The sequence below is a fragment of the Roseomonas sp. OT10 genome, assembly GCF_020991085.1.
GTDB lineage: Bacteria > Pseudomonadota > Alphaproteobacteria > Acetobacterales > Acetobacteraceae > Roseomonas > Roseomonas cutis.
In genome coordinates this window covers 2000737-2018009 of the sequence record NZ_CP087719.1, presented here as the reverse complement: position 1 = coordinate 2018009, position 17273 = coordinate 2000737, and the positions used below count along the sequence as shown (strand labels likewise).

Annotated in this window: 20 protein-coding genes; 15 read left to right on the top strand and 5 right to left on the bottom strand. The window is 73.4% G+C overall.

What is annotated here, in order from left to right:
- Nucleotides 1-22: 22 nt before the first annotated feature.
- The 3 genes from LPC08_RS26205 (at nt 23) to LPC08_RS09350 (ending at nt 2356) form a co-directional block, all read left to right on the top strand.
- The gene (locus tag LPC08_RS26205; protein ID WP_304622077.1) at nt 23-466 is read left to right on the top strand and encodes an ASCH domain-containing protein; all 444 of its coding nucleotides are present in this window, start codon (nt 23-25) and stop codon (nt 464-466) included.
- Nucleotides 467-572: 106 nt separating this feature from the next.
- The gene (locus tag LPC08_RS09355) at nt 573-1220 is read left to right on the top strand and encodes a glutathione S-transferase family protein (protein ID WP_230452425.1); all 648 of its coding nucleotides are present in this window, start codon (nt 573-575) and stop codon (nt 1218-1220) included.
- 68 nt (nt 1221-1288) lie between these two features.
- On the top strand, nt 1289-2356 hold the full coding sequence (locus LPC08_RS09350) for a threonine aldolase family protein (RefSeq protein WP_230452424.1): 1068 nt from the start codon (nt 1289-1291) through the stop codon (nt 2354-2356).
- A 22-nt stretch (nt 2357-2378) separates the two neighbouring features.
- On the opposite strand, the gene LPC08_RS09345 is transcribed toward LPC08_RS09350, so the two are convergent.
- The 4 genes from LPC08_RS09345 to LPC08_RS09330 are packed head-to-tail and all read right to left on the bottom strand — an operon-like array spanning nt 2379 to nt 6233.
- Nucleotides 2379-2870, bottom strand: coding sequence for a CinA family protein (locus LPC08_RS09345; protein WP_230453029.1), 492 nt, complete (start codon nt 2868-2870; stop codon nt 2379-2381).
- On the bottom strand, nt 2870-3355 hold the full coding sequence (locus tag LPC08_RS09340; protein ID WP_230452423.1) for a phosphatidylglycerophosphatase A family protein: 486 nt from the start codon (nt 3353-3355) through the stop codon (nt 2870-2872). The genes LPC08_RS09345 and LPC08_RS09340 overlap by 1 nt, the downstream gene beginning before the upstream one ends.
- Nucleotides 3352-4236, bottom strand: coding sequence for an alpha/beta fold hydrolase (locus LPC08_RS09335; RefSeq protein WP_230452422.1), 885 nt, complete (start codon nt 4234-4236; stop codon nt 3352-3354). The genes LPC08_RS09340 and LPC08_RS09335 overlap by 4 nt, the downstream gene beginning before the upstream one ends.
- Nucleotides 4233-6233 (bottom strand): lytic transglycosylase domain-containing protein, encoded by a 2001-nt coding sequence (locus LPC08_RS09330; RefSeq protein WP_230452421.1) that lies wholly within the window; start codon nt 6231-6233, stop codon nt 4233-4235. The genes LPC08_RS09335 and LPC08_RS09330 overlap by 4 nt, the downstream gene beginning before the upstream one ends.
- A gap of 96 nt (nt 6234-6329) precedes the next feature.
- Here LPC08_RS09330 and LPC08_RS09325 point away from each other — a divergent pair, with 96 nt between their 5' ends.
- Nucleotides 6330-7079, top strand: a complete 750-nt coding sequence (locus LPC08_RS09325; RefSeq protein WP_230452420.1) for a metallophosphoesterase family protein — start codon at nt 6330-6332, stop codon at nt 7077-7079.
- Between the two features lie 15 nt (nt 7080-7094).
- Here LPC08_RS09325 and LPC08_RS09320 read toward each other — a convergent pair whose 3' ends face one another.
- A complete protein-coding gene (locus LPC08_RS09320) occupies nt 7095-8126 on the bottom strand; it encodes a glycosyltransferase family 4 protein (protein WP_230452419.1) in 1032 nt (343 codons plus the stop codon).
- A 221-nt stretch (nt 8127-8347) separates the two neighbouring features.
- On the opposite strand from LPC08_RS09320, the gene dapA reads away from it, so the two are divergent.
- From dapA to era, 11 genes are all read left to right on the top strand, one after another.
- Nucleotides 8348-9226: a 4-hydroxy-tetrahydrodipicolinate synthase gene (gene dapA / locus LPC08_RS09315; protein ID WP_230452418.1), complete on the top strand. Its 879-nt coding sequence runs from the start codon at nt 8348-8350 to the stop codon at nt 9224-9226.
- A 7-nt stretch (nt 9227-9233) separates the two neighbouring features.
- On the top strand, nt 9234-9722 hold the full coding sequence (gene smpB / locus LPC08_RS09310; protein ID WP_230452417.1) for an SsrA-binding protein SmpB: 489 nt from the start codon (nt 9234-9236) through the stop codon (nt 9720-9722).
- A complete protein-coding gene (locus LPC08_RS09305) occupies nt 9722-10396 on the top strand; it encodes a sulfite oxidase-like oxidoreductase (RefSeq protein WP_230452416.1) in 675 nt (224 codons plus the stop codon). The genes smpB and LPC08_RS09305 overlap by 1 nt, the downstream gene beginning before the upstream one ends.
- Nucleotides 10389-10928 (top strand): glutathione peroxidase, encoded by a 540-nt coding sequence (locus tag LPC08_RS09300; protein ID WP_230452415.1) that lies wholly within the window; start codon nt 10389-10391, stop codon nt 10926-10928. The genes LPC08_RS09305 and LPC08_RS09300 overlap by 8 nt, the downstream gene beginning before the upstream one ends.
- Before the next feature lie 70 nt (nt 10929-10998).
- Nucleotides 10999-11499 (top strand): 2-amino-4-hydroxy-6-hydroxymethyldihydropteridine diphosphokinase, encoded by a 501-nt coding sequence (gene folK, locus LPC08_RS09295; protein WP_370643348.1) that lies wholly within the window; start codon nt 10999-11001, stop codon nt 11497-11499.
- 77 nt (nt 11500-11576) lie between these two features.
- Complete coding sequence (gene rpoZ / locus LPC08_RS09290) at nt 11577-11978, top strand: DNA-directed RNA polymerase subunit omega (RefSeq protein ID WP_230452414.1); 402 nt, start codon at nt 11577-11579, stop codon at nt 11976-11978.
- A 5-nt stretch (nt 11979-11983) separates the two neighbouring features.
- Entirely contained in the window at nt 11984-14269 is a 2286-nt protein-coding gene (locus LPC08_RS09285) for a RelA/SpoT family protein (RefSeq protein WP_230452413.1), read from the top strand.
- Nucleotides 14270-14277: 8 nt separating this feature from the next.
- Nucleotides 14278-14685, top strand: coding sequence for a holo-ACP synthase (gene acpS / locus LPC08_RS09280; protein WP_230452412.1), 408 nt, complete (start codon nt 14278-14280; stop codon nt 14683-14685).
- A gap of 180 nt (nt 14686-14865) precedes the next feature.
- Complete coding sequence (lepB, locus tag LPC08_RS09275; RefSeq protein WP_230453027.1) at nt 14866-15621, top strand: signal peptidase I; 756 nt, start codon at nt 14866-14868, stop codon at nt 15619-15621.
- Between the two features lie 28 nt (nt 15622-15649).
- A complete protein-coding gene (rnc, locus tag LPC08_RS09270) occupies nt 15650-16363 on the top strand; it encodes a ribonuclease III (protein WP_230452411.1) in 714 nt (237 codons plus the stop codon).
- Nucleotides 16356-17270 (top strand): GTPase Era, encoded by a 915-nt coding sequence (gene era / locus LPC08_RS09265; protein WP_230452410.1) that lies wholly within the window; start codon nt 16356-16358, stop codon nt 17268-17270. The genes rnc and era overlap by 8 nt, the downstream gene beginning before the upstream one ends.
- The last annotated feature ends 3 nt before the right edge of the window (nt 17271-17273 follow it).

The following is a 17273-nucleotide window of genomic DNA, read 5'->3' as shown; positions in this document are numbered from 1 at the left end:
TGCGGCAGTCCGGGCAGGGACGATGGACAGCGACACGAGGCCTATCCTGGAAGCCGCCTTTCCTGGCGAGGAGGCGCGCTACTTCCTTCCGATGGTCATCGGCGGCGCCCCGGAACACGCCGAGGCGGGCGCCGGGCTGATCCTGGCGGGGACCAAGACGCTGACCTCCTCCCCCTTCTGGGACTATCCGGACGGCAAGCTTCCCTTCGTCGGTGCGCTCAGCGTCCTGCTGGACGGCTCCGGCCGGGCGCGCGGGATCGTGGAGACGGTGCGGCTGGAGGTCCTGCCCTTCGGCGCGGTGACGGAGGAGATGGCGCGGGACTATGGCGAGGGGGACCGGACTCTGGCCTGGTGGCGACGCGCCATGGGGGAGTTCTACCGGGCCTCGGCAGCGCGGGCGGGCGAGGCGCTGACGGAGGGGACTCCCCTCCTGTGGGAATGGCTCGACGTCCGACGCCGGTTCTGACCTGCCCCGAGGGGGTCTTTCCGCCCGCCGGGTTCAACGCCGCTGATGCCGGGCATCAGGCTTTGTGGTTTGCCCGGATGCCCGGATCGGGGGCAGCTTCCCGCCCATGGACCGCTACACGCTCTATGGCGACCGGGGCTCCGGCTCGCATCCCGTCGAGATGGTGCTGGCCGAGATCGGTGCGCCGGTCGAGCTGGTGGAGGTGCCGCTGGAGGGCGACCACCAGCTTTCGGAGGACCATCGCCGCCGCAACCCCATGGGGCGCGTGCCGGTGCTGCTGCTGCCGGACGGCACGGTGGTCACGGAATCCCTCGCCATCCTGCTCACCCTGGCCGCCCGCCATCCGGAGGCGCGGCTGCTCCCCCCGCCCGACGACCCCGGCCACGCCACGGTGCTGCGCTGGATGGCGCTGCTGGCGGGCGAGTTCTATCCCCACGTCACCCGCGCCGATTACCCCGAGCGATTCAGCGCCGACCCCGCCCATGCGCCCGCCATCCGTGCCCGGGCGATGGAGATGGGCCGCGAGGTCTGGTCCGTGCTGGAGGCGAATGCCCCGTTCGGGCCGGACGGGCAGGGCCCCTACCTGCTGGGGGACCGCTTCACCCTGGCCGATCCCTACATCGCCGCGCTCTCGCGCTGGCTGAAGGGCGACGAGTGGATGCCGGCCAACGCCCCGAAGGTGGAACGCCTGACCCGCGCCGTCGCCGCCCGGCCGAAGCTCGCGGCGATCTGGCGGAAGCACCGCGGGGGCTGACCAGGGGGGGCGGTCAGGGGGCCGACCCGTCTGGCCAGGGCGGCGCGCCGCTGGCAGGCTGCGCCGCCATGGTCCATGCCCCTCCGCGCCCGCCCGCCGGCGCCCCGCCCGTCCGCATCAACCTCTATTCCGACACCCAGACCCGCCCCACCCCCGCCATGCGCGCGGCGATGCTGGCGGCCGAGGTGGGGGACGAGCAGTTCGGCGACGACCCCACCGTCACCGCCCTCTGCGACCGCATGGCGGCGCTGCTGGGCAAGGAGGCGGCGGTGTTCCTGCCGTCGGGCACCATGTGCAACGTGGTGGCGCTGCTGACCCATTGCCGGCCCGGCGACGAGGTCCTGGCGCATGAATCGGCGCATATCCTGACCAGCGAGGGCGGCAACCACGCGGCGCTGGGCGGCATCCAGATCACCGGGCTGCGCGGCCCGCGCGGCCTGTTCGACGCGGACTCGCTGCGCGCGGCCATCCGCCCGCGCAGCCGCTACGCCCTGCCGCAGACGCTGCTGGAGATCGAGCAGACCGCCAACCTGGGCGGTGGCACCGTCTGGCCCAAGGCGCGGCTGGATGAGCTGACGGCCATCGCGCGGGAGCAGGGCTGGGCCACCCACATGGACGGCGCGCGGCTGATGAACGCCTGCGTCGCCGCCGGCATCCCCGCGGCCGAGATGACGGCGGGCTTCGACTCCGTGTGGCTGGACTTCACCAAGGGACTCGGCGCGCCGCTGGGCGCGGTGCTGGCCGGGTCGTCGGAGTTCATCGACCGCGCCTGGCGCTGGAAGCAGCGGCTCGGCGGCTCGATGCGCCAGGCGGGGATCAGCGCCGCCGGCTGCCTTTACGCGCTCGACCACCACATCGACCGGCTGGCCGAGGACCATGCCAATGCCCAGGCGCTGGTGCGCGGCCTGCGCCAGATTCCCGGCGTGGCGGTGGAGGAGTGCGACACCAACCTCGTCTACTTCGACCCCTCGGGCGCGGGGCTGTCGGCCGAGGCGCTGGCCGCGAGGCTGCGGGAGCAAGGCATCCAGGTCAGCCTGCTCGCCGGGAAGATCCGCGCCTGCACGCATCTGGATGTCACGGCAGGGATGATGGAGGAGGCGCTCTCCGCCATCCGCGCGATCCTGGCCGACGCCTGAGCCGGGATGTGGCGCGTCGGGGTCAGGCCCCGGCTGCCGCCTCCAGCATCCGCAGCGCCTCGGCCACCGTCGCGGCGCGCACGGCCGCCCGGTCGCCGGGGAAGACGTGGCGCGCCACCACCGTCTCCGTCCCCCGCCGCGCGGCGGCAAGGTAGACCAGACCCACCGGCTTGCCCGGCGTCTCCCCGCCTGGACCGGCGATCCCGGTGGTGGAGACGGCGCAATCCGCGCCCGACCGCGCCATCGCCCCCTCCGCCATGGCCCTCGCCGTCTCGGCGCTGACCGCGCCCACGCTGTCCAGCGTGGCGCGCGGCACGCCGAGCATCGCCTCCTTGGCGTCGTTGGAATAGGTGACGAAGCCCGCCAGCACGCTGGCCGAGGAGCCGGGGATCGCGGTCAGCGCCGCCGCCACCAGCCCGCCGGTACAGGATTCCGCGGTCGCCACGGTCAGGCCCCGCGCCTGCAACGCGCCCAGCAGCACAGCGGCCTGTTCCAACGTCTCCTCGGGCAGCATCACCAGACACTCCGTGCCAGCACCAGCAGCAGGGCGGCCATCGCCCCGCCGATCAGGTCGTCCGCCATCACCCAGCCGGGCCCCGCCTTGCGGTCGGCCCAGGAGACCGGCCAGGGCTTGGCCACGTCCAGCACCCGGAAGGCCAGGAAGGCGGCCAGCAGCCAGCCCCAGCCGAAGCCCGCCGGCAGGGCGGCCAGGGCCAGCGACTGTCCCGCCCCCTCATCGATGACGATCCAGGGAGGGTCCTCCACCGCCTCCGGCAGGCGCCAGATCGACCACATGCCGGCCACGGTCAGCAGCGCGGCCAGGGCCAGGCAGGCATCCGGTCCCGCCCAGGCAACTGGCAGCACGGCGGCCGAGCCCCAGCTTCCCGGCCCGGGCCGCAGCAACCCGATCCCGCCCAGGCTGGCGACCAGCTGCGCCGGGCCGGCATGGAAGCGGCTGCGCGGCGGCGCGCCGGCCGGCGCGGCCGGCGGGACGCTCACGCGATCCGGTCCAGGAAGGCGTCGAGGCGCGGCACGACCTCCGGCTCCTCCAGCGTCGGCGCATGGCCGGCATAGCCCAGGACGACCAGGTCGAGGTCCGGCTTGGCCGCCCGCATCCGGTGCACGGTGCGGGCGCCGAGCAGCTCGCTCCTCTCCCCCCAGACCAGCATCACCGGGAAATCCGCCAGGGCCTCGAAGACGGGGCCGAAATCCTGCCCGCCGCCCGCCCCGCCCTGGCCGTTGCCGCTCCCGTTCCCATTCTGGCGCATGGCCTCGACGATGCGCGTGTCCCAGTGCGCCCACCAGCGCCCGTCCTCGCCCCGCTTGAAGGTGCGCCGCGCGAAGCGGATCCAGCTCCGCTCGTCCGGGATCGGGGTTCCGGGCATCCGGGCCTTCAGCCAGGCGACCGCCTCCTCCTCGCTGGCAAAGCCGGGATTGGAGCCGATGAAGTCCTCCACCCGGCCGAGCCCGCCCGTCTCCAGCCGCGGCCCGATGTCGTTCAGCACCACCCCGCGCAGCAGCGCCGGCCGCACCACGGCCAGGAACATCGCCATCAGCCCGCCGAAGGAGGTGCCGACCACCGCCGCCCGGTCCACCCCCAGCGCGGCGCAGGCATCCAGGATGTCGCGGATCGCATGCTCCGGGCTGTAGCGCGACAGCTCCTCCGCCCGGTCGCTGCGGCCGTGGCCGACATAGTCCAGCGCCACCACCCGGCGCTTGCCCGCGTGGCGCTTGGCCAGGCCCTTGTAGTCCCGCGCGGTGCGCGAGATGCCGGGCAGGCAGAGGATCGGCGTGCGGCCGGGGTCGCCGGCCCATTCCATCGCCCCGAGCGTCAGCCCGTCCCGGGCGGAGATCCGCCGCTTGCGCGCCGCCAGCTTCACGGCGCCAGCCAGCGCGCGAGGGGATGGGTGTTGCCCGCCCCCGCCGCGCCGGCGGGGTTCAGGGCGCGGTACACCACGACGTTCTCCACCACGCGCTGCACGTAGTTGCGCGTCTCGTTGAAGGGGATCAGCTCGATCCAGTCGATCAGGTCCGGATTGCCCGAGGCGGGGTCGCCATAGGTCCCCAGCCACTCGTCGACCCGGCGCGGCCCGGCGTTGTAGGCGGCCGCCGCCAGGGCGGGGTTGCCGCCGAAGCGGTCGAGCTGGTCGCCGAGGTAGCGCGAGCCGAGGCGCATGTTGTGCGCGGGGTTGGCGGTCAGCCAGGCGTACTGGTGCGGGATGCCCGCCTTGCGCGCGACCTCGGCGGCCGTGGTGGGCAGCAGCTGCATCAGCCCGCGGGCGTTGGAGGACGACACGGCGGCAGGGTCGAAGTTGCTCTCCTGGCGGGAGATGGCCAGCACGAGCGCCGGCTCCGGCCCATCCGGCGGCAGCGGGTACGGGGAGGGCCAGCCCTCCGGCAGCAGCGTCACCCCATCGGCCCCGGCGCGGCGCGCGACCCAGACGGCGTGGTCGGGCCGCCCGATGCTGTTCGCCAGCCGCGCGATCAGCAGCCGGGTGGCGGCGTCGGGCGAGAGGTCCTCCATCCGCAGCAGGAAGACCCGGGCCCGGCGCGTGTCGCCCAGGTCGGCCAGGGTCAGCACCGCGCGGGTCAGCTCCCGCTCCACGAAGAGCGCCGTCTGGTCGGCGGGCGGGGCCGCGCTGGTGGCGGCGCGGATGCGCTGCGCCTGCTTCGCCGCATCCTCGCCCAGGGCGACGGAGGCGAGCTGGCCGTAATAGGCGGTGGGCAGCGCGGCCGCCGCCTCCCAGCGGCCGCGCGCGGCATTGGCATTGCCGGAGGCCAGCAGGGCGCGCCCCTCCCAGTAGCCGGCGCGGGCGCGGGTGATGACGCTGGTGCTGCCGTCCGCCACGCGGGAGAAGTGCTCCCGCGCCGTGTCCGGCTCGTTCAGCCGGCGCAGGGCGATCCACCCGGCGAGGAACTCCGCCTCCTGCCGCGCCTCGCTGGGCCCGGGCTGGCCGTGGCGGGAGGCGATGCGATAGGCGGCGCGGTCCTGGCCCAGCCGGATGAGCTTGCGTGCCAGCACGTGCCGCTCCGTCCAGACGGCCTTGGCCGCCTCGGGGGAGAGGCCGTCCTGCCTCGGCTCGGCGGCGAGCCAGACGGCGGCGGCCTCGCCGTCCCGCTCCTGGCGGCGGAGGAAGCGGGCGTGCTCGGCCATCAGGCCGAGGTCGCGGCTCTCCGGCGGCGGCAGCAGGGCCTCGGCGTCCGACCGGTCGGACGCCAGGGCAAGCCGCGCCTGTGCGGCGGCCTGCCGGCCGGCGTCGAGGTACGGCAGCACGCGCGCGGCGGCCGGCATCTCCCGCGCGAAGGCCAGCCGGTCGAAGCGCCTCCAGTGGTCCTCGGCGGTCAGTGCCGCGGCGTTGCGCGAGAGGAAGCCGGATTCGGCGACGGCATCGCCCGGCGCCTCCACCCAGGCGCCGCGGAGGACCGCGGCGGCCTCTGCCCCCTTGCCCGCGCGGCTGAGCGCATCGGCGTAGCGCTGCGCCCCGTCCAGGCTGCGCGGCGGGATGCGGGCGAAGTGCCGCAGCACCAGCGCATCGTCCGGCTCCACCGCCAGCGCCTCCTCGGCGCGCTGGCCGAGGGTGAGGGGCAGCGGCCAGTCCGGATTCTCGGCGAGCCAGGCGGCCAGCTCCGCCCCGGTGGCCTGGCCGCGCGTCTGCAGCCGGATCCAGGTGACGAGCTTGGCCGCCATGGGATCGGCGGCGGCGGCGATCCCCTGCGCCTCCGTCACCCGCCCGGCATTGGCGGCGGCGAGGGCGGTGCGGCCGGCGGCGCGCTGGGACTCGCTGGCCCAGGGCTGCGCGGCGGCATGGGGGGTCGCCATCGGGATGGCGGCCAGGGGAGCGGCGGCAAGGCAGAGGGCGAGGGCGGCACGGCGCATGGTCCGCTCCTTTACCCGAGGCGGCGCGGCTTGTCCTGCAACGCACTGTCTCCATCCGGGCTGGGAGCGCTGTGGCCGCGCGGGTAGCATGGCGCGATGGACGGGCGAATCGCGGTCATCGCGGATATCCACGGCAACCTCCTCGCGCTCGAGGCGGTGCTGCGTGACCTGGAGCGGCGCGGCGGCGCCGACCGGCTGGTGAATCTGGGAGACATCGTCTCCGGCCCGCTCTGGCCGCGCGAGACGCTGGAGCGCCTGGAGGGGCTCGGCGCCGTGACGCTGCGTGGCAACCACGACCGCTGGGTGGCGACGCAGGCGCCGGAGGCGATGGGCCCGTCCGACCGCATCGCGCACGACGCCCTCCTGCCCGCGCAGCGGGCCGCCCTGGGCGCGCTGCCGCTGCGCCACCTGGCGGCGCCCGGCGTGCTGGCCTTCCATGCCTCGCCGGAGGACGACAACGCCTACCTGCTGGAGGAGGTGCGCGAGGGCCGGCTGGTCCGCGCCGCGCCGGAGGCGATCCGCCTTCGGCTCGGGCCGCTGGACCCAGCGGTGCGCCTGGTGCTGTGCGCGCACAGCCACCGGGCGCGGCTGCTGCGGCTGCCGACGGGGCCGCTGATCCTGAATCCCGGCAGCGTCGGCTGCCCCGCCTATGACGACCCAGACCCGCCGGCCCATGTCTCCGAAGCCGGCTCGCCGCTGGCCCGCTATGCGCTGGTCGAGCCGGACGGGGCGGCGGCGCTGCTGGCGGTTCCCTATGACCACGAGGAGGCGGCGCGGCAGGCGGAGCGGCTTGGCCGCCCCGCCTGGGCGCGGGCGCTGCGCACCGGCTTCATGGCCCCGGCCTGAACCCTCCGGCCGGGCTCAGCCCGCCCCGGCCACCAGCCGCTCGTAGAGGTCCAGGTAGCCCTGCGCCATGCGGCGGGCGGACCAGCGCTCCTCGAAGCGGCGCCGCACCCGCGCGCGGTCCAGCCGCTCGGCCTGGGCGCAGGCGGCGACGGCCTCGGCCACGTTGCGCACCACGAAGCCGGTCACGCCCTCCTCCACCACCTCGCGCACGCTGCCGCGGTCATAGGCGATGACGGGACAGCCGCAGGCCATGGCCTCGATCATCACCAGGCCGAAGGGCTCGGGCCAGTCGATCGGGAACAGCAGGGCGCGGGCGCCGGAGAGGAAGGCGGGCTTCTCCGCGTCGTCGATCTCGCCCAGGTACTGCGCCGTGCCGTGCAGCAGCGGGGCGACGGTGGTGCGGTAGTAGGTCTTGTCCTCCTCGCCGATCTTGGCCGCCACCTGCAGCGGGCAGCCGACCTGCCGCGCGATCTCGATGGCGTCCACGATGCCCTTCTCCGGCGAGATGCGGCCGAGGAAGGCCAGGTGGTCGTGCCGCTCCACCGGCTGGGGCGTCAGCAGCCCCGTGGGCATGCCGTGCAGCACCGTTCCCGCCCAGCGGGCATGCGGCAGCGGCGCGCGCTGCGCGTCGGAGATCGAGACCAGCGGCACCCGCGGGAAGAGGTCGTAGACCTCCGGCACCCAGGGCTGGTCCAGCCGCCCGTGCAGGGTGGTCAGGAAGGGGGTGTCCTGGCGCGAGAAGACGGAGAAGGGGTGGAAGTCGATGTGGAAGTGCAGGACGTCGAACTCGTCGGCATGGCGCCGGACCAGTTCGATCATGCGGGCATAGGGGGCGGCGTTGCGCTCGAAGTTCGGCATGAAGCGCTCCGCCCGCGCCCGGGCCGGGATCAGCCGGGCGCTGGTGCGGGAATCGCCGCTGGCGAAGAGCGTCACCTCGTGCCCCATGGCCGCCAGCTCCTCGGTGAGCCAGTGGACCACGCGCTCCGTGCCGCCGTAGCGGCGGGGCGGGACGGATTCGAAGAGCGGCGCGACCTGGGCGATGCGCAAGCAGGGACTCCCCCCGGGACGAACCGGGGCAGGGGAGCGCAGGCCAGGGCGCCGGACCAGGGGCCGGCGGGGCCGCCCTGCTCCGCGCCGGGCGCCGGGCGCCGGGACTTGCGCCCGCGCCGGAACTCGTCGCCCGGGCCGCGCGGCCGGGCCGGGACGCTTGTTCCGGGACCCTCGGGCGCCTAGGTTCCGGCCCTTTCCCGGTTCAAGGACCATCCCCCATGTTCAAGGGCTCCCTCGTCGCCCTCATCTCCCCCATGACGCGCGACGGAGCCCTGGACGAGAAGGCGTTCAAGGCCTTCGTGGACTGGCAGGTGCGCGAAGGGACCCAGGGCCTCATCCCCGTCGGCACCACCGGCGAGAGCCCGACGCTGAGCCACGAGGAGCACGACCGTGTCGTGGAGCTCTGCGTCGAGGTGGCTGACGGGCGCGTGCCGGTGGTGGCGGGCGCCGGCTCCAACTCCACCGCCGAGGCGATCCGCCTGACCCGCCACGCCAAGGAGGCGGGGGCGGACGCCGCGCTGGTGGTGACGCCCTATTACAACAAGCCGACCCAGGAGGGGCTGTACCGCCACTTCATGGCCATCGCCGATGCGGTGGAGTTGCCGGTCATCATCTACAACATCCCCCCCCGCAGCGTGGTGGACATGTCCGTCGAGACCATGGCGCGGCTGGCGAGGCACCCCAACATCGTGGGCGTGAAGGACGCGACCGCGAACCTGACCCGGCCGCTGCACACCCGCGCCGCCTGCGGCCCGGAATTCTGCCAGCTCTCGGGCGAGGACCACACCGCGCTGTCCTTCCTGGCGGCCGGCGGGCATGGCTGCATCAGCGTCACGGCCAACGTCGCCCCCCGCCTGTGCCGCGAGATGCACGACGCCTGGGCCGAGGGCCGCATCCAGGACGCGATCGGGATCCAGGACCGGCTGGTTCCCGTGCACGACGCGATGTTCTGCGAGACCTCGCCCGGCCCCGTGAAGTACGCCGCCAGCCTGCTCGGCCACGGCAGCGACCATTGCCGCCTGCCCCTCGCCCCGGTGGGCGAGGCGAACCAGGCGCGGGTGCGCGCGGCCATGGTCGGGGCGGGGCTGCTGAACTGAGGACCGCATGGCCGAACCCCGCAAGAAGGGCCTGATCAGCCACGGCACCGCGGCGACCAACCGCAAGGCCCGCTTCGACTACAAGATCAACGACACGCTGGAGGCGGGCATCGTCCTCGTCGGGCCGGAGGTGAAGAGCCTCCGCGCCGGCCGCGCGACGCTGACCGAGGCCTGGGCCGGCGAGCGCGACGGCGAGATGTGGCTGTTCAACTGCTACATCCCCGAATGGCAGGCCGGCTCCTTCATGGCGAAGTTCGAGCCGCGCCGGCCGCGCAAGCTGCTGGTCCACCGCAAGCAGGTGGAGACGCTGGCCGGTGCCGTCTCGCGCGAGGGCGCGACGCTGGTGCCGCTGGAGATCCTGTTCAACACGCGGGGCGTCGCCAAGGTCGTGCTCGGCCTGGCCGAGGGCAAGACCAAGGCGGACAAGCGCCACGCCATCGCCGCCCGCGACTGGCAGCGCGACAAGGCCCGGCTGATGCGGGGGGAGAAGGGCTGATGGCCGAGGAGGATGACGGCGTCCGCCTGACCGGGCAGGTCCGGGAGAAGCTGGTCCAGACCAAGCAGGCCTGGGCGCGGGCCGGGCGGCTGCTGACCGGCGAGGCCGCCGACCCCGCCCTGGCGCGGCTGCCGCCGGGCCAGCGGCTGGTGACGGACTTTCCGGTGCTGGACCTGGGCATTCAGCCGGAGGTCCCGGAGTCCGCGGCCCGGCTGCGGCTGGACGGGCTGGTCGCCGCCCCGGCGGTGCTGGACTGGACGGAGCTCATGGCCCTGCCGCGCCAGCCCTTCCGCAACGACATCCACTGCGTCACCCAGTGGTCCCGCTATGACAACGACTGGGACGGCGTGCCGGTCCGGACGCTGATCGAGCGCGTGCGGCCGAAGGAGGAGGCGCGCTTCGTCTCCTTGGAATCCCATGACGGCTACACCACCAACCTGGCGATGGAGGATTTCGACCGGGAGGAGAACTTCCTGGCCTTCGCCTGGAACGGCGCGCCCCTGGAACGCCAGCACGGCGGGCCGATGCGGCTGGTGGTCCCGCACCTGTACTTCTGGAAGAGCCCGAAATGGCTGCGGCGGATCGAGTTCCTGGCCGCCGACCGGCCGGGCTTCTGGGAGGTCCGTGGCTATCACAACCGGGGCGATCCCTGGCAGGAGCAGCGCTATGGCTGAGATCGGTCGCCGGGCCGTCCTGGCCGCCTCCGGGGCGGCGCTGGCGCCGTTTGCGGCGCGGGCGCAGTCCGCGGCCGATTTCCGCTTCGAGGACATCGCCGGTGGGCCACTGCCGCTGTCCCGTTTCGCCGGACGGCCGCTGCTGGTGGTGAACACCGCCTCCTTCTGCGGCTTCACCCGCCAGTACGAGGGGCTGCAGGCGTTGCACGAGCGCCTGTCCCCGCGCGGCCTCGTCGTGTTGGGCGTGCCCTCCAACGACTTCGGGCAGGAGAGCGAGCGGGCCGCGACGATCAAGGATTTCTGCGAGGCGACCTTCGGAGTCGCCTTCCCGATGGCGGCGCCGGAGCACGTCACCGGGGCGCGGGCGCATCCCTTCTTCGCCTGGGCGGCGCGGCAGGGGGGCGGCCCGCCGCGCTGGAACTTCCACAAGTACCTGGTCTCCCGGGACGGGCAGCGGGTCCGCGGCTTCCCCAGCGCGGTGGAACCGGATGCGCCGGAGCTGACCCGCGCGATCGAGGCGGCCCTGGGCTGAGCCACCGCCGCTTGCCGGGGCGGGGCAGGGCGGGGAGGCTCCGGCGGCGCCTCGCGGAGGGGATTCCGTCCTGCTGACCGACACGCTGATCGCCCTGGGGGCCAACCTCCCCGCCCCCGACGGCGCGCCGCCGATCGAGACCTGCCGCCGCGCGGCGGCCGCGCTGGACGGGCTCTGCGGCCTGCCGCTGCGGGCCCTGTCCGGCTGGTGGGAGACGCCGGCGGACCCCCCGGACCCGCGTTCGCCGCCCTATGTGAACGGGGTGGCACGGCTGGCCGGCCTGGCCGACCCGGCGGCGCTGCTGGCCGGCCTCCAGGCCCTGGAGCAGGGGGCGGGGCGGCTGCGCCCCTATCGCAACGCGCCGCGCAGCCTGGACCTGGACCTGATCGCCGTGGGCGGGGTGGTGCGGGACGCACCGGACCCCGTCCTGCCGCATCCGCGGGCGCACCTGCGCCCCTTCGTGCTGGTGCCGCTGGCCGAGGTGGCCCCGCTCTGGGTGCATCCGGGGCTCGGGCGGGGCGTGGCCGACCTGCTTGCCGCCATTCCCGCCATGCCCATGCGGCGCCTCTGACCTTTGCCCAAAAACCTTGCAGCGGGCCGGGCGGGCGTCTATCTCCCGTCATTCTCCGAATCAGCGACTGGTAGGTCATGGCCCGCGTCACGGTCGAAGACTGCATCGACAAGATCCCGAACCGCTTCGAGCTCGTGCTCAAGGCGGCCCAGCGTGCCCGCAACATCAGCCGCGGCGAGGAGCTGACCCTCGACCGTGACAACGACAAGAACCCGGTCGTCGCCCTGCGCGAGATCGCCGACGAGACCCTGGACCTCGAGGCGCTGGAGCAGGACATCGTGAAGTCCCTCCTCCGCGCTCCGGAGCCGGAGCCGGTGGAGGAGGAGGTCATCGACCTCATCGCCACGGACGAGAACATCTTCGGCGTGGTGGACGTCAACGAGGGCGAGGCGAACGAGGCCGGCATGGGCGTCGAGGACATGCCCGCCGACGACATCGAGGCGGCCATCGCCGCCGAGCTGGGCGGCGGCCGACGCTGAACCCGATGGGCGCGAGCGATCCCGGAGGCTTCGGGCTCTGGGCACCGCACGCGCCCGACGGGCTGGCCGCCCCGAGCCTGGCCCAGGCCGAAGCGGCGGACGACCGGACGGGGATCGAGCTGGCCGATCTGGTCGCGTCCTACGACCCCCGGGTCGATCGCGGCGCGATCGAGCGGGCCTATGAATTGGCCCGCGCGCAGCATGCCCCGCAGAAGCGCGAGAACGGCGACCCCTATATCGGCCACCCGGTGGCCGTCGCCCGCATCCTGGCCGGCTACCGGCTGGATACCGCCACCATCGTGACCGCCCTCCTCCACGACACGGTGGAGGATACCGGCCTGACCCTCGCCGAGCTGGAGAAGCGCTTCGGCGGCGAGGTGGCGCGGCTGGTGGACGGCGTCACCAAGCTGACCCGGCTGGAGCTGCAATCGGAGCGGACCAAGCAGGCGGAGAACTTCCGCAAGCTGGTCCTCGCCATGAGCGAGGACATCCGCGTCCTGCTGGTGAAGCTCGCCGACCGGCTGCACAACATCCGCACCCTGCACTTCACCCGGCCGGAGAAGCGGGTCCGCGTCGCGCGCGAGACGATGGAGATCTACGCGCCGCTGGCCGAGCGCATCGGCATGGACGCGCTGCGCACCGAGCTGCAGGCGATCTGCTTCCGCGAGCTGCAGCCGGACGCGTCCCAGACCATCAACGCCCGCCTCGCCTTCCTGCGCGGCCAGGGCGCCGACCTGATCGACGAGATCGCCGCCGACCTGCGCCGCAAGCTGGGCGAGGCGGGGGTGCAGGTCATCGACGTGACCGGGCGGGAGAAGTCGGCCTATTCCATCTGGCTGAAGATGCACGAAAAGAAGGTCGAGTTCGAGCAGCTCTCGGACATCATGGCCTTCCGCGTCGTCGTGCCGGACAAGGGCCAGTGCTACGCGGCGCTGGGGGCGGTGCATTCCGCCTATCGCGTCGTGCCGGGGCGCTTCAAGGACTACATCTCCACCCCCAAGCCCAACGGCTACCAGTCGCTGCACACGGGCGTGACGGTGCCGGAGCGGCACAACGCCAAGATCGAGGTGCAGATCCGCACGCCGGAGATGCACGAGGTCGCGGAGTTCGGCGTCGCCGCGCACTGGATCTACAAGCAGGGGACGGGGGCGGCCCAGCCGCGCCGCCGCTACCCCTGGGTCAAGGACCTGCTCGACATCCTGGAGAATGCCGGGAGCGAGACGCAGGACTTCCTGGAGCACACCAAGCTCGCGCTCCACCAGGACCAGGTCTTCTGCTTCACGCCCAAGGGCGACCTGATCGCCCTGCCCAAGGGCGCGACCCCGGTGGACTTCGCCTATCAGGTCCACTCCCAGGTCGGCGATGCCTGCGTCGGCGCCAAGGTCAACGGCCAGATCAAGCCGCTCCGCCACCGGCTGGAGAATGGCGACCAGGTCGAGATCATCACCGCCCGCGGCAACACGCCCAACCCCGCCTGGGAACGCTTCGTCGTCACCGGCAAGGCGCGCGCCCGCATCCGCCGCTTCGTCCTGGCGAAGCAGCGGGAGGAGGCGAAGGAGCAGGGCCGGGGCGCCATCGCCCGCGCCTTCCGCCAGGAAGGGCTCGACTTCTCCGAGAAGATCGCCGAGCCCGCGGTCAAGGCGCTCAAGCAGCCGGGCTTCGAGGAGCTGTGCATCGCCGTCGGCAACGGCCACATCGCCGCGCGCGACGTGGTCTTCGCCGCCGTGCCGGAGCTGCGCGGCCCGTCCCGGGCGGCGCACGAGATGCTCCCCTATGCCCGGGCGCACGGCAAGCCGGGCGCCACGGTGCTGCCGACGCGGCAGGTGCGCCGGCCCGAGGCGGCCTATGGCATCTCCGGCCTCGTGGCGGGCATGGCGGTCAGCTTCGCCGGCTGCTGCCACCCCGTCCCGGGCGACCGCATCGTCGGCGTGGTGACGACGGGCAAGGGCGTGACGATCCACAACAGCCAGTGCGGCACGCTGGCGGCCTTCAACGCCACGCCGGAGCGGCTGATCGACGTGGACTGGGAAAGCGAGGACGGCACGGTCGGCGAGCACGTCGCCCGCCTGGCCGTGGTGACGACCAACGACAACAAGGCCGTGGCGGAGCTGACGGTGACCATCGCGAAGCAGGACGGCAAGATCCAGTCGCTGAAGTTCCAGCACCGCGCCGCCGACTTCACCGAGCTGAACGTCGACCTGGAGGTGAAGAACCTGCGCCACCTGCAGAGCATCATCGCCGCGCTGCGCGCCTGCTCCGGCGTGGAGCAGGTCGAGCGCGCGAAGGGCTGACGGCGGCCATGATCATCGGCCTCGGCAACGACATGGTGGACATCCGCCGGATCGAGCGCACGCTGGAGCGGCACGGCGAGCGGTTCCTCTCCCGCGTCTTCACGGAGGCGGAGCGGCGCAAGGCGGAATCGCGGGGCGAACGCATCCGCGCCGCCACCTACGCCAAGCGCTTCGCCGCCAAGGAGGCCGCGTCGAAGGCGCTCGGCACGGGCTTCCGGGCGGGAGTGTTCTGGCGCGACCTCGGCGTGGTGAACCTCTCCTCCGGCCAGCCCACCCTGCGCATGACCGGCGGGGCCGCGGCGCGGCTCGCCGCCATCACCCCCCCGGGGCATGCCGCGCAGGTCAGCCTGACCATGACGGACGAATACCCCTATGCCGAAGCGGTGGTGATCATCGCCGCCGTGCCGCTGCCCTGACCCGCGTTCCGCGTCGGTCCGCCCTGCCCTCGACCCCATGGGGCGTTCCTTGACAGGCCGGGGCACGGGGGGCTCTATCCGGCGCCCGGCGGGCCGCTTCCCTTGGCCCCTCGACCCCACCCGGCACCCCGCCCGGACCCTGGGGGACTTCCCAGGGACGCGGACCCTTCCATGAGCGCTATGGCGAAGAAGAAGACGCAGGGCGGCTGGCTCGAAAGCGCCAAGACCATCCTCTATGCCGGGCTGATCGCGATCGGCATCCGCACGGTGGCCTTCGAGCCCTTCAACATCCCCTCGGGCAGCATGATCCCGACCCTGTTGGTGGGGGATTACCTCTTCGTCTCGAAGTACTCCTACGGCTATTCCCGCGCCTCGCTGCCCTTCAGCCCGAACCTGTTCTCCGGCCGCATCTTCGGATCGCTGCCGGCGCGCGGCGACGTGGCGGTGTTCAAGCTGCCGCGCGACGGCACCACGGACTACATCAAGCGCATCGTCGGCCTGCCGGGCGACCGCATCCAGATGCGGGGCGGCATCCTGCACGTGAACGGCCAGCCCGTGCGCCGGGAGTTCATCGGCCCCTTCACGGTCGATGGCGACGGGCCGCGCATGGTGGTGCGCCTCTACCAGGAGACGCTGCCGGCCAGCCCGGGCGCGCAGCCGCGCACGCACCAGATCCTGGAGGCCTCGGATGACGGGCCCTTCGACAACACCCAGGAATTCGTGGTGCCGCCCAACCACGTCTTCGCGATGGGCGACAACCGCGACAACAGCCTCGACAGCCGCGCCATGAGCGCCGTGGGCTTCGTGCCGGTGGAGAACCTGGTCGGGCGGGCGGAGTTCATCTTCTTCTCCTGGGACGGCTCGGCCAACTGGTACGAGGTCTGGGCCTGGCCCTTCGCGGTGCGCTGGGGCCGGCTGCTCTCGGGCGTACGCTGATGCGGGACCCTGGGCCGGGGCCGGGACCGTGACCGGGCGCGATACCTCCGTCCTGGCGCGGCGGCTGGGGCACGACTTCGCCGATGCCTCGCTGCTGGAACAGGCGCTGACGCACCGCTCCGCCGCCGATCCGAAGCGGCGGCAGCTCGACAGCAACGAGCGGCTGGAGTTCCTGGGCGATCGTGTCCTGGCCCTGGCCATCGCCGAGTGGCTCTCGGAGCGCTTCCCGGGCGAGCGGGAGGGCGAGCTGGGCAAGCGGCTGGCCGTGCTCGTCGCGGCCGAGACCCTGGCCAAGGTGGGGGAGGCGATCGGCCTCTCCGCCGCGCTGCGCATCCCCCCGGCCGAGGGCCGCACGGGGCTGCGCCAGCGCGCCAACGTGCTGGCGGATGCGACCGAGGCGCTGATCGGCGCGCTCTACCTCGATGGCGGGCTGGAGGCGGCGCGCCGCTTCGTCCGCCAGGAGTGGGCGGAGTTCGTCCGCGCCGACCCGACGCCGCCGATGTCGGCCAAGAGCCGGCTGCAGGAATGGACCCTGGGCCGCAGCCTGGGCCTGCCGGAATACCGGCTGGAGGCCACCTCCGGCCCCTCCCATGCGCCGGTCTTCACCGTCTCCGTCCATGCCGCCGGCCGCTCGGCCGAGGCGAGCGGGGAGAACAAGCGCGCGGCGGAGCAGGCGGCGGCGGAGGCCTGGCTCGCCGGCATCACGGTACGCGAAGGCCGCGGCGGAGGGCGCGATGGCTGAGCCTGCCACCCCGGCGCAGACCCGCGCCGGCATCGTCGCCGTCCTCGGCGCGCCCAATGCCGGCAAGTCCACCCTGGTGAACCGGCTGGCGGGGACCAAGGTCTCCATCGTCTCGCCCAAGCCGCAGACGACGCGCTTCCGCATCCGCGCCGTGCTGATGCTGGGGGCGTCCCAGGTCGTGCTGACGGACACGCCGGGCATCTTCCGCCCGCGTCGGCGCCTGGACCGTGCCATGGTCCAGGCCGCCTGGACGGGGGCGCAGGACGCGGACATGGCCCTTCTCGTCGTCGATGCCCGCGCCGGGTTGACGGAGGGGGTGGAGGCGATCGTGGCCGGCCTTGCCCGGGGCGCGCCGAAGCTGTGGCTGGTGCTGAACAAGTCCGACCTGATCGATGCCCGCCGCCTGCTGCCGCTGACCGCCGCGCTGAACGAGCGCCTGACCTTCGCCGAGACCTTCATGGTCAGCGCCGAGACGGGCGACGGGCTCGACCGCCTGTCGGAGAAGCTGGCCGAGGCCATGCCGCCCGGCCCCTGGCTGTTCCCCGAGGACGAGCTCTCCGACCTCAACGAGCGGATGCTGGCCGCCGAGATCGTGCGCGAGCAGATCCTGCGCCAGACCCACGAGGAGGTGCCGCACCACGCGACCGTCGAGACGGAGAGCTGGCAGGAGCGCCGGGACGGCAGCGTGCGGGTGGACTGCACCATCTACGTCGCCCGCGCCTCCCAGAAGGCCATCCTGATCGGCGATGGCGGCGCGCGGGTGAAGGAGATCGGCCGCCGGGCGCGGGAGGAGCTGACGAGGCTGCTCGAACGCCGGGTCCACCTGTTCCTGAACGTCAAGGAACGCCCCGGCTGGGACGAGGAGCGCGCGCGGCTGCGCGCCATCGGCCTGCACGAGGAGGGGTAGCCT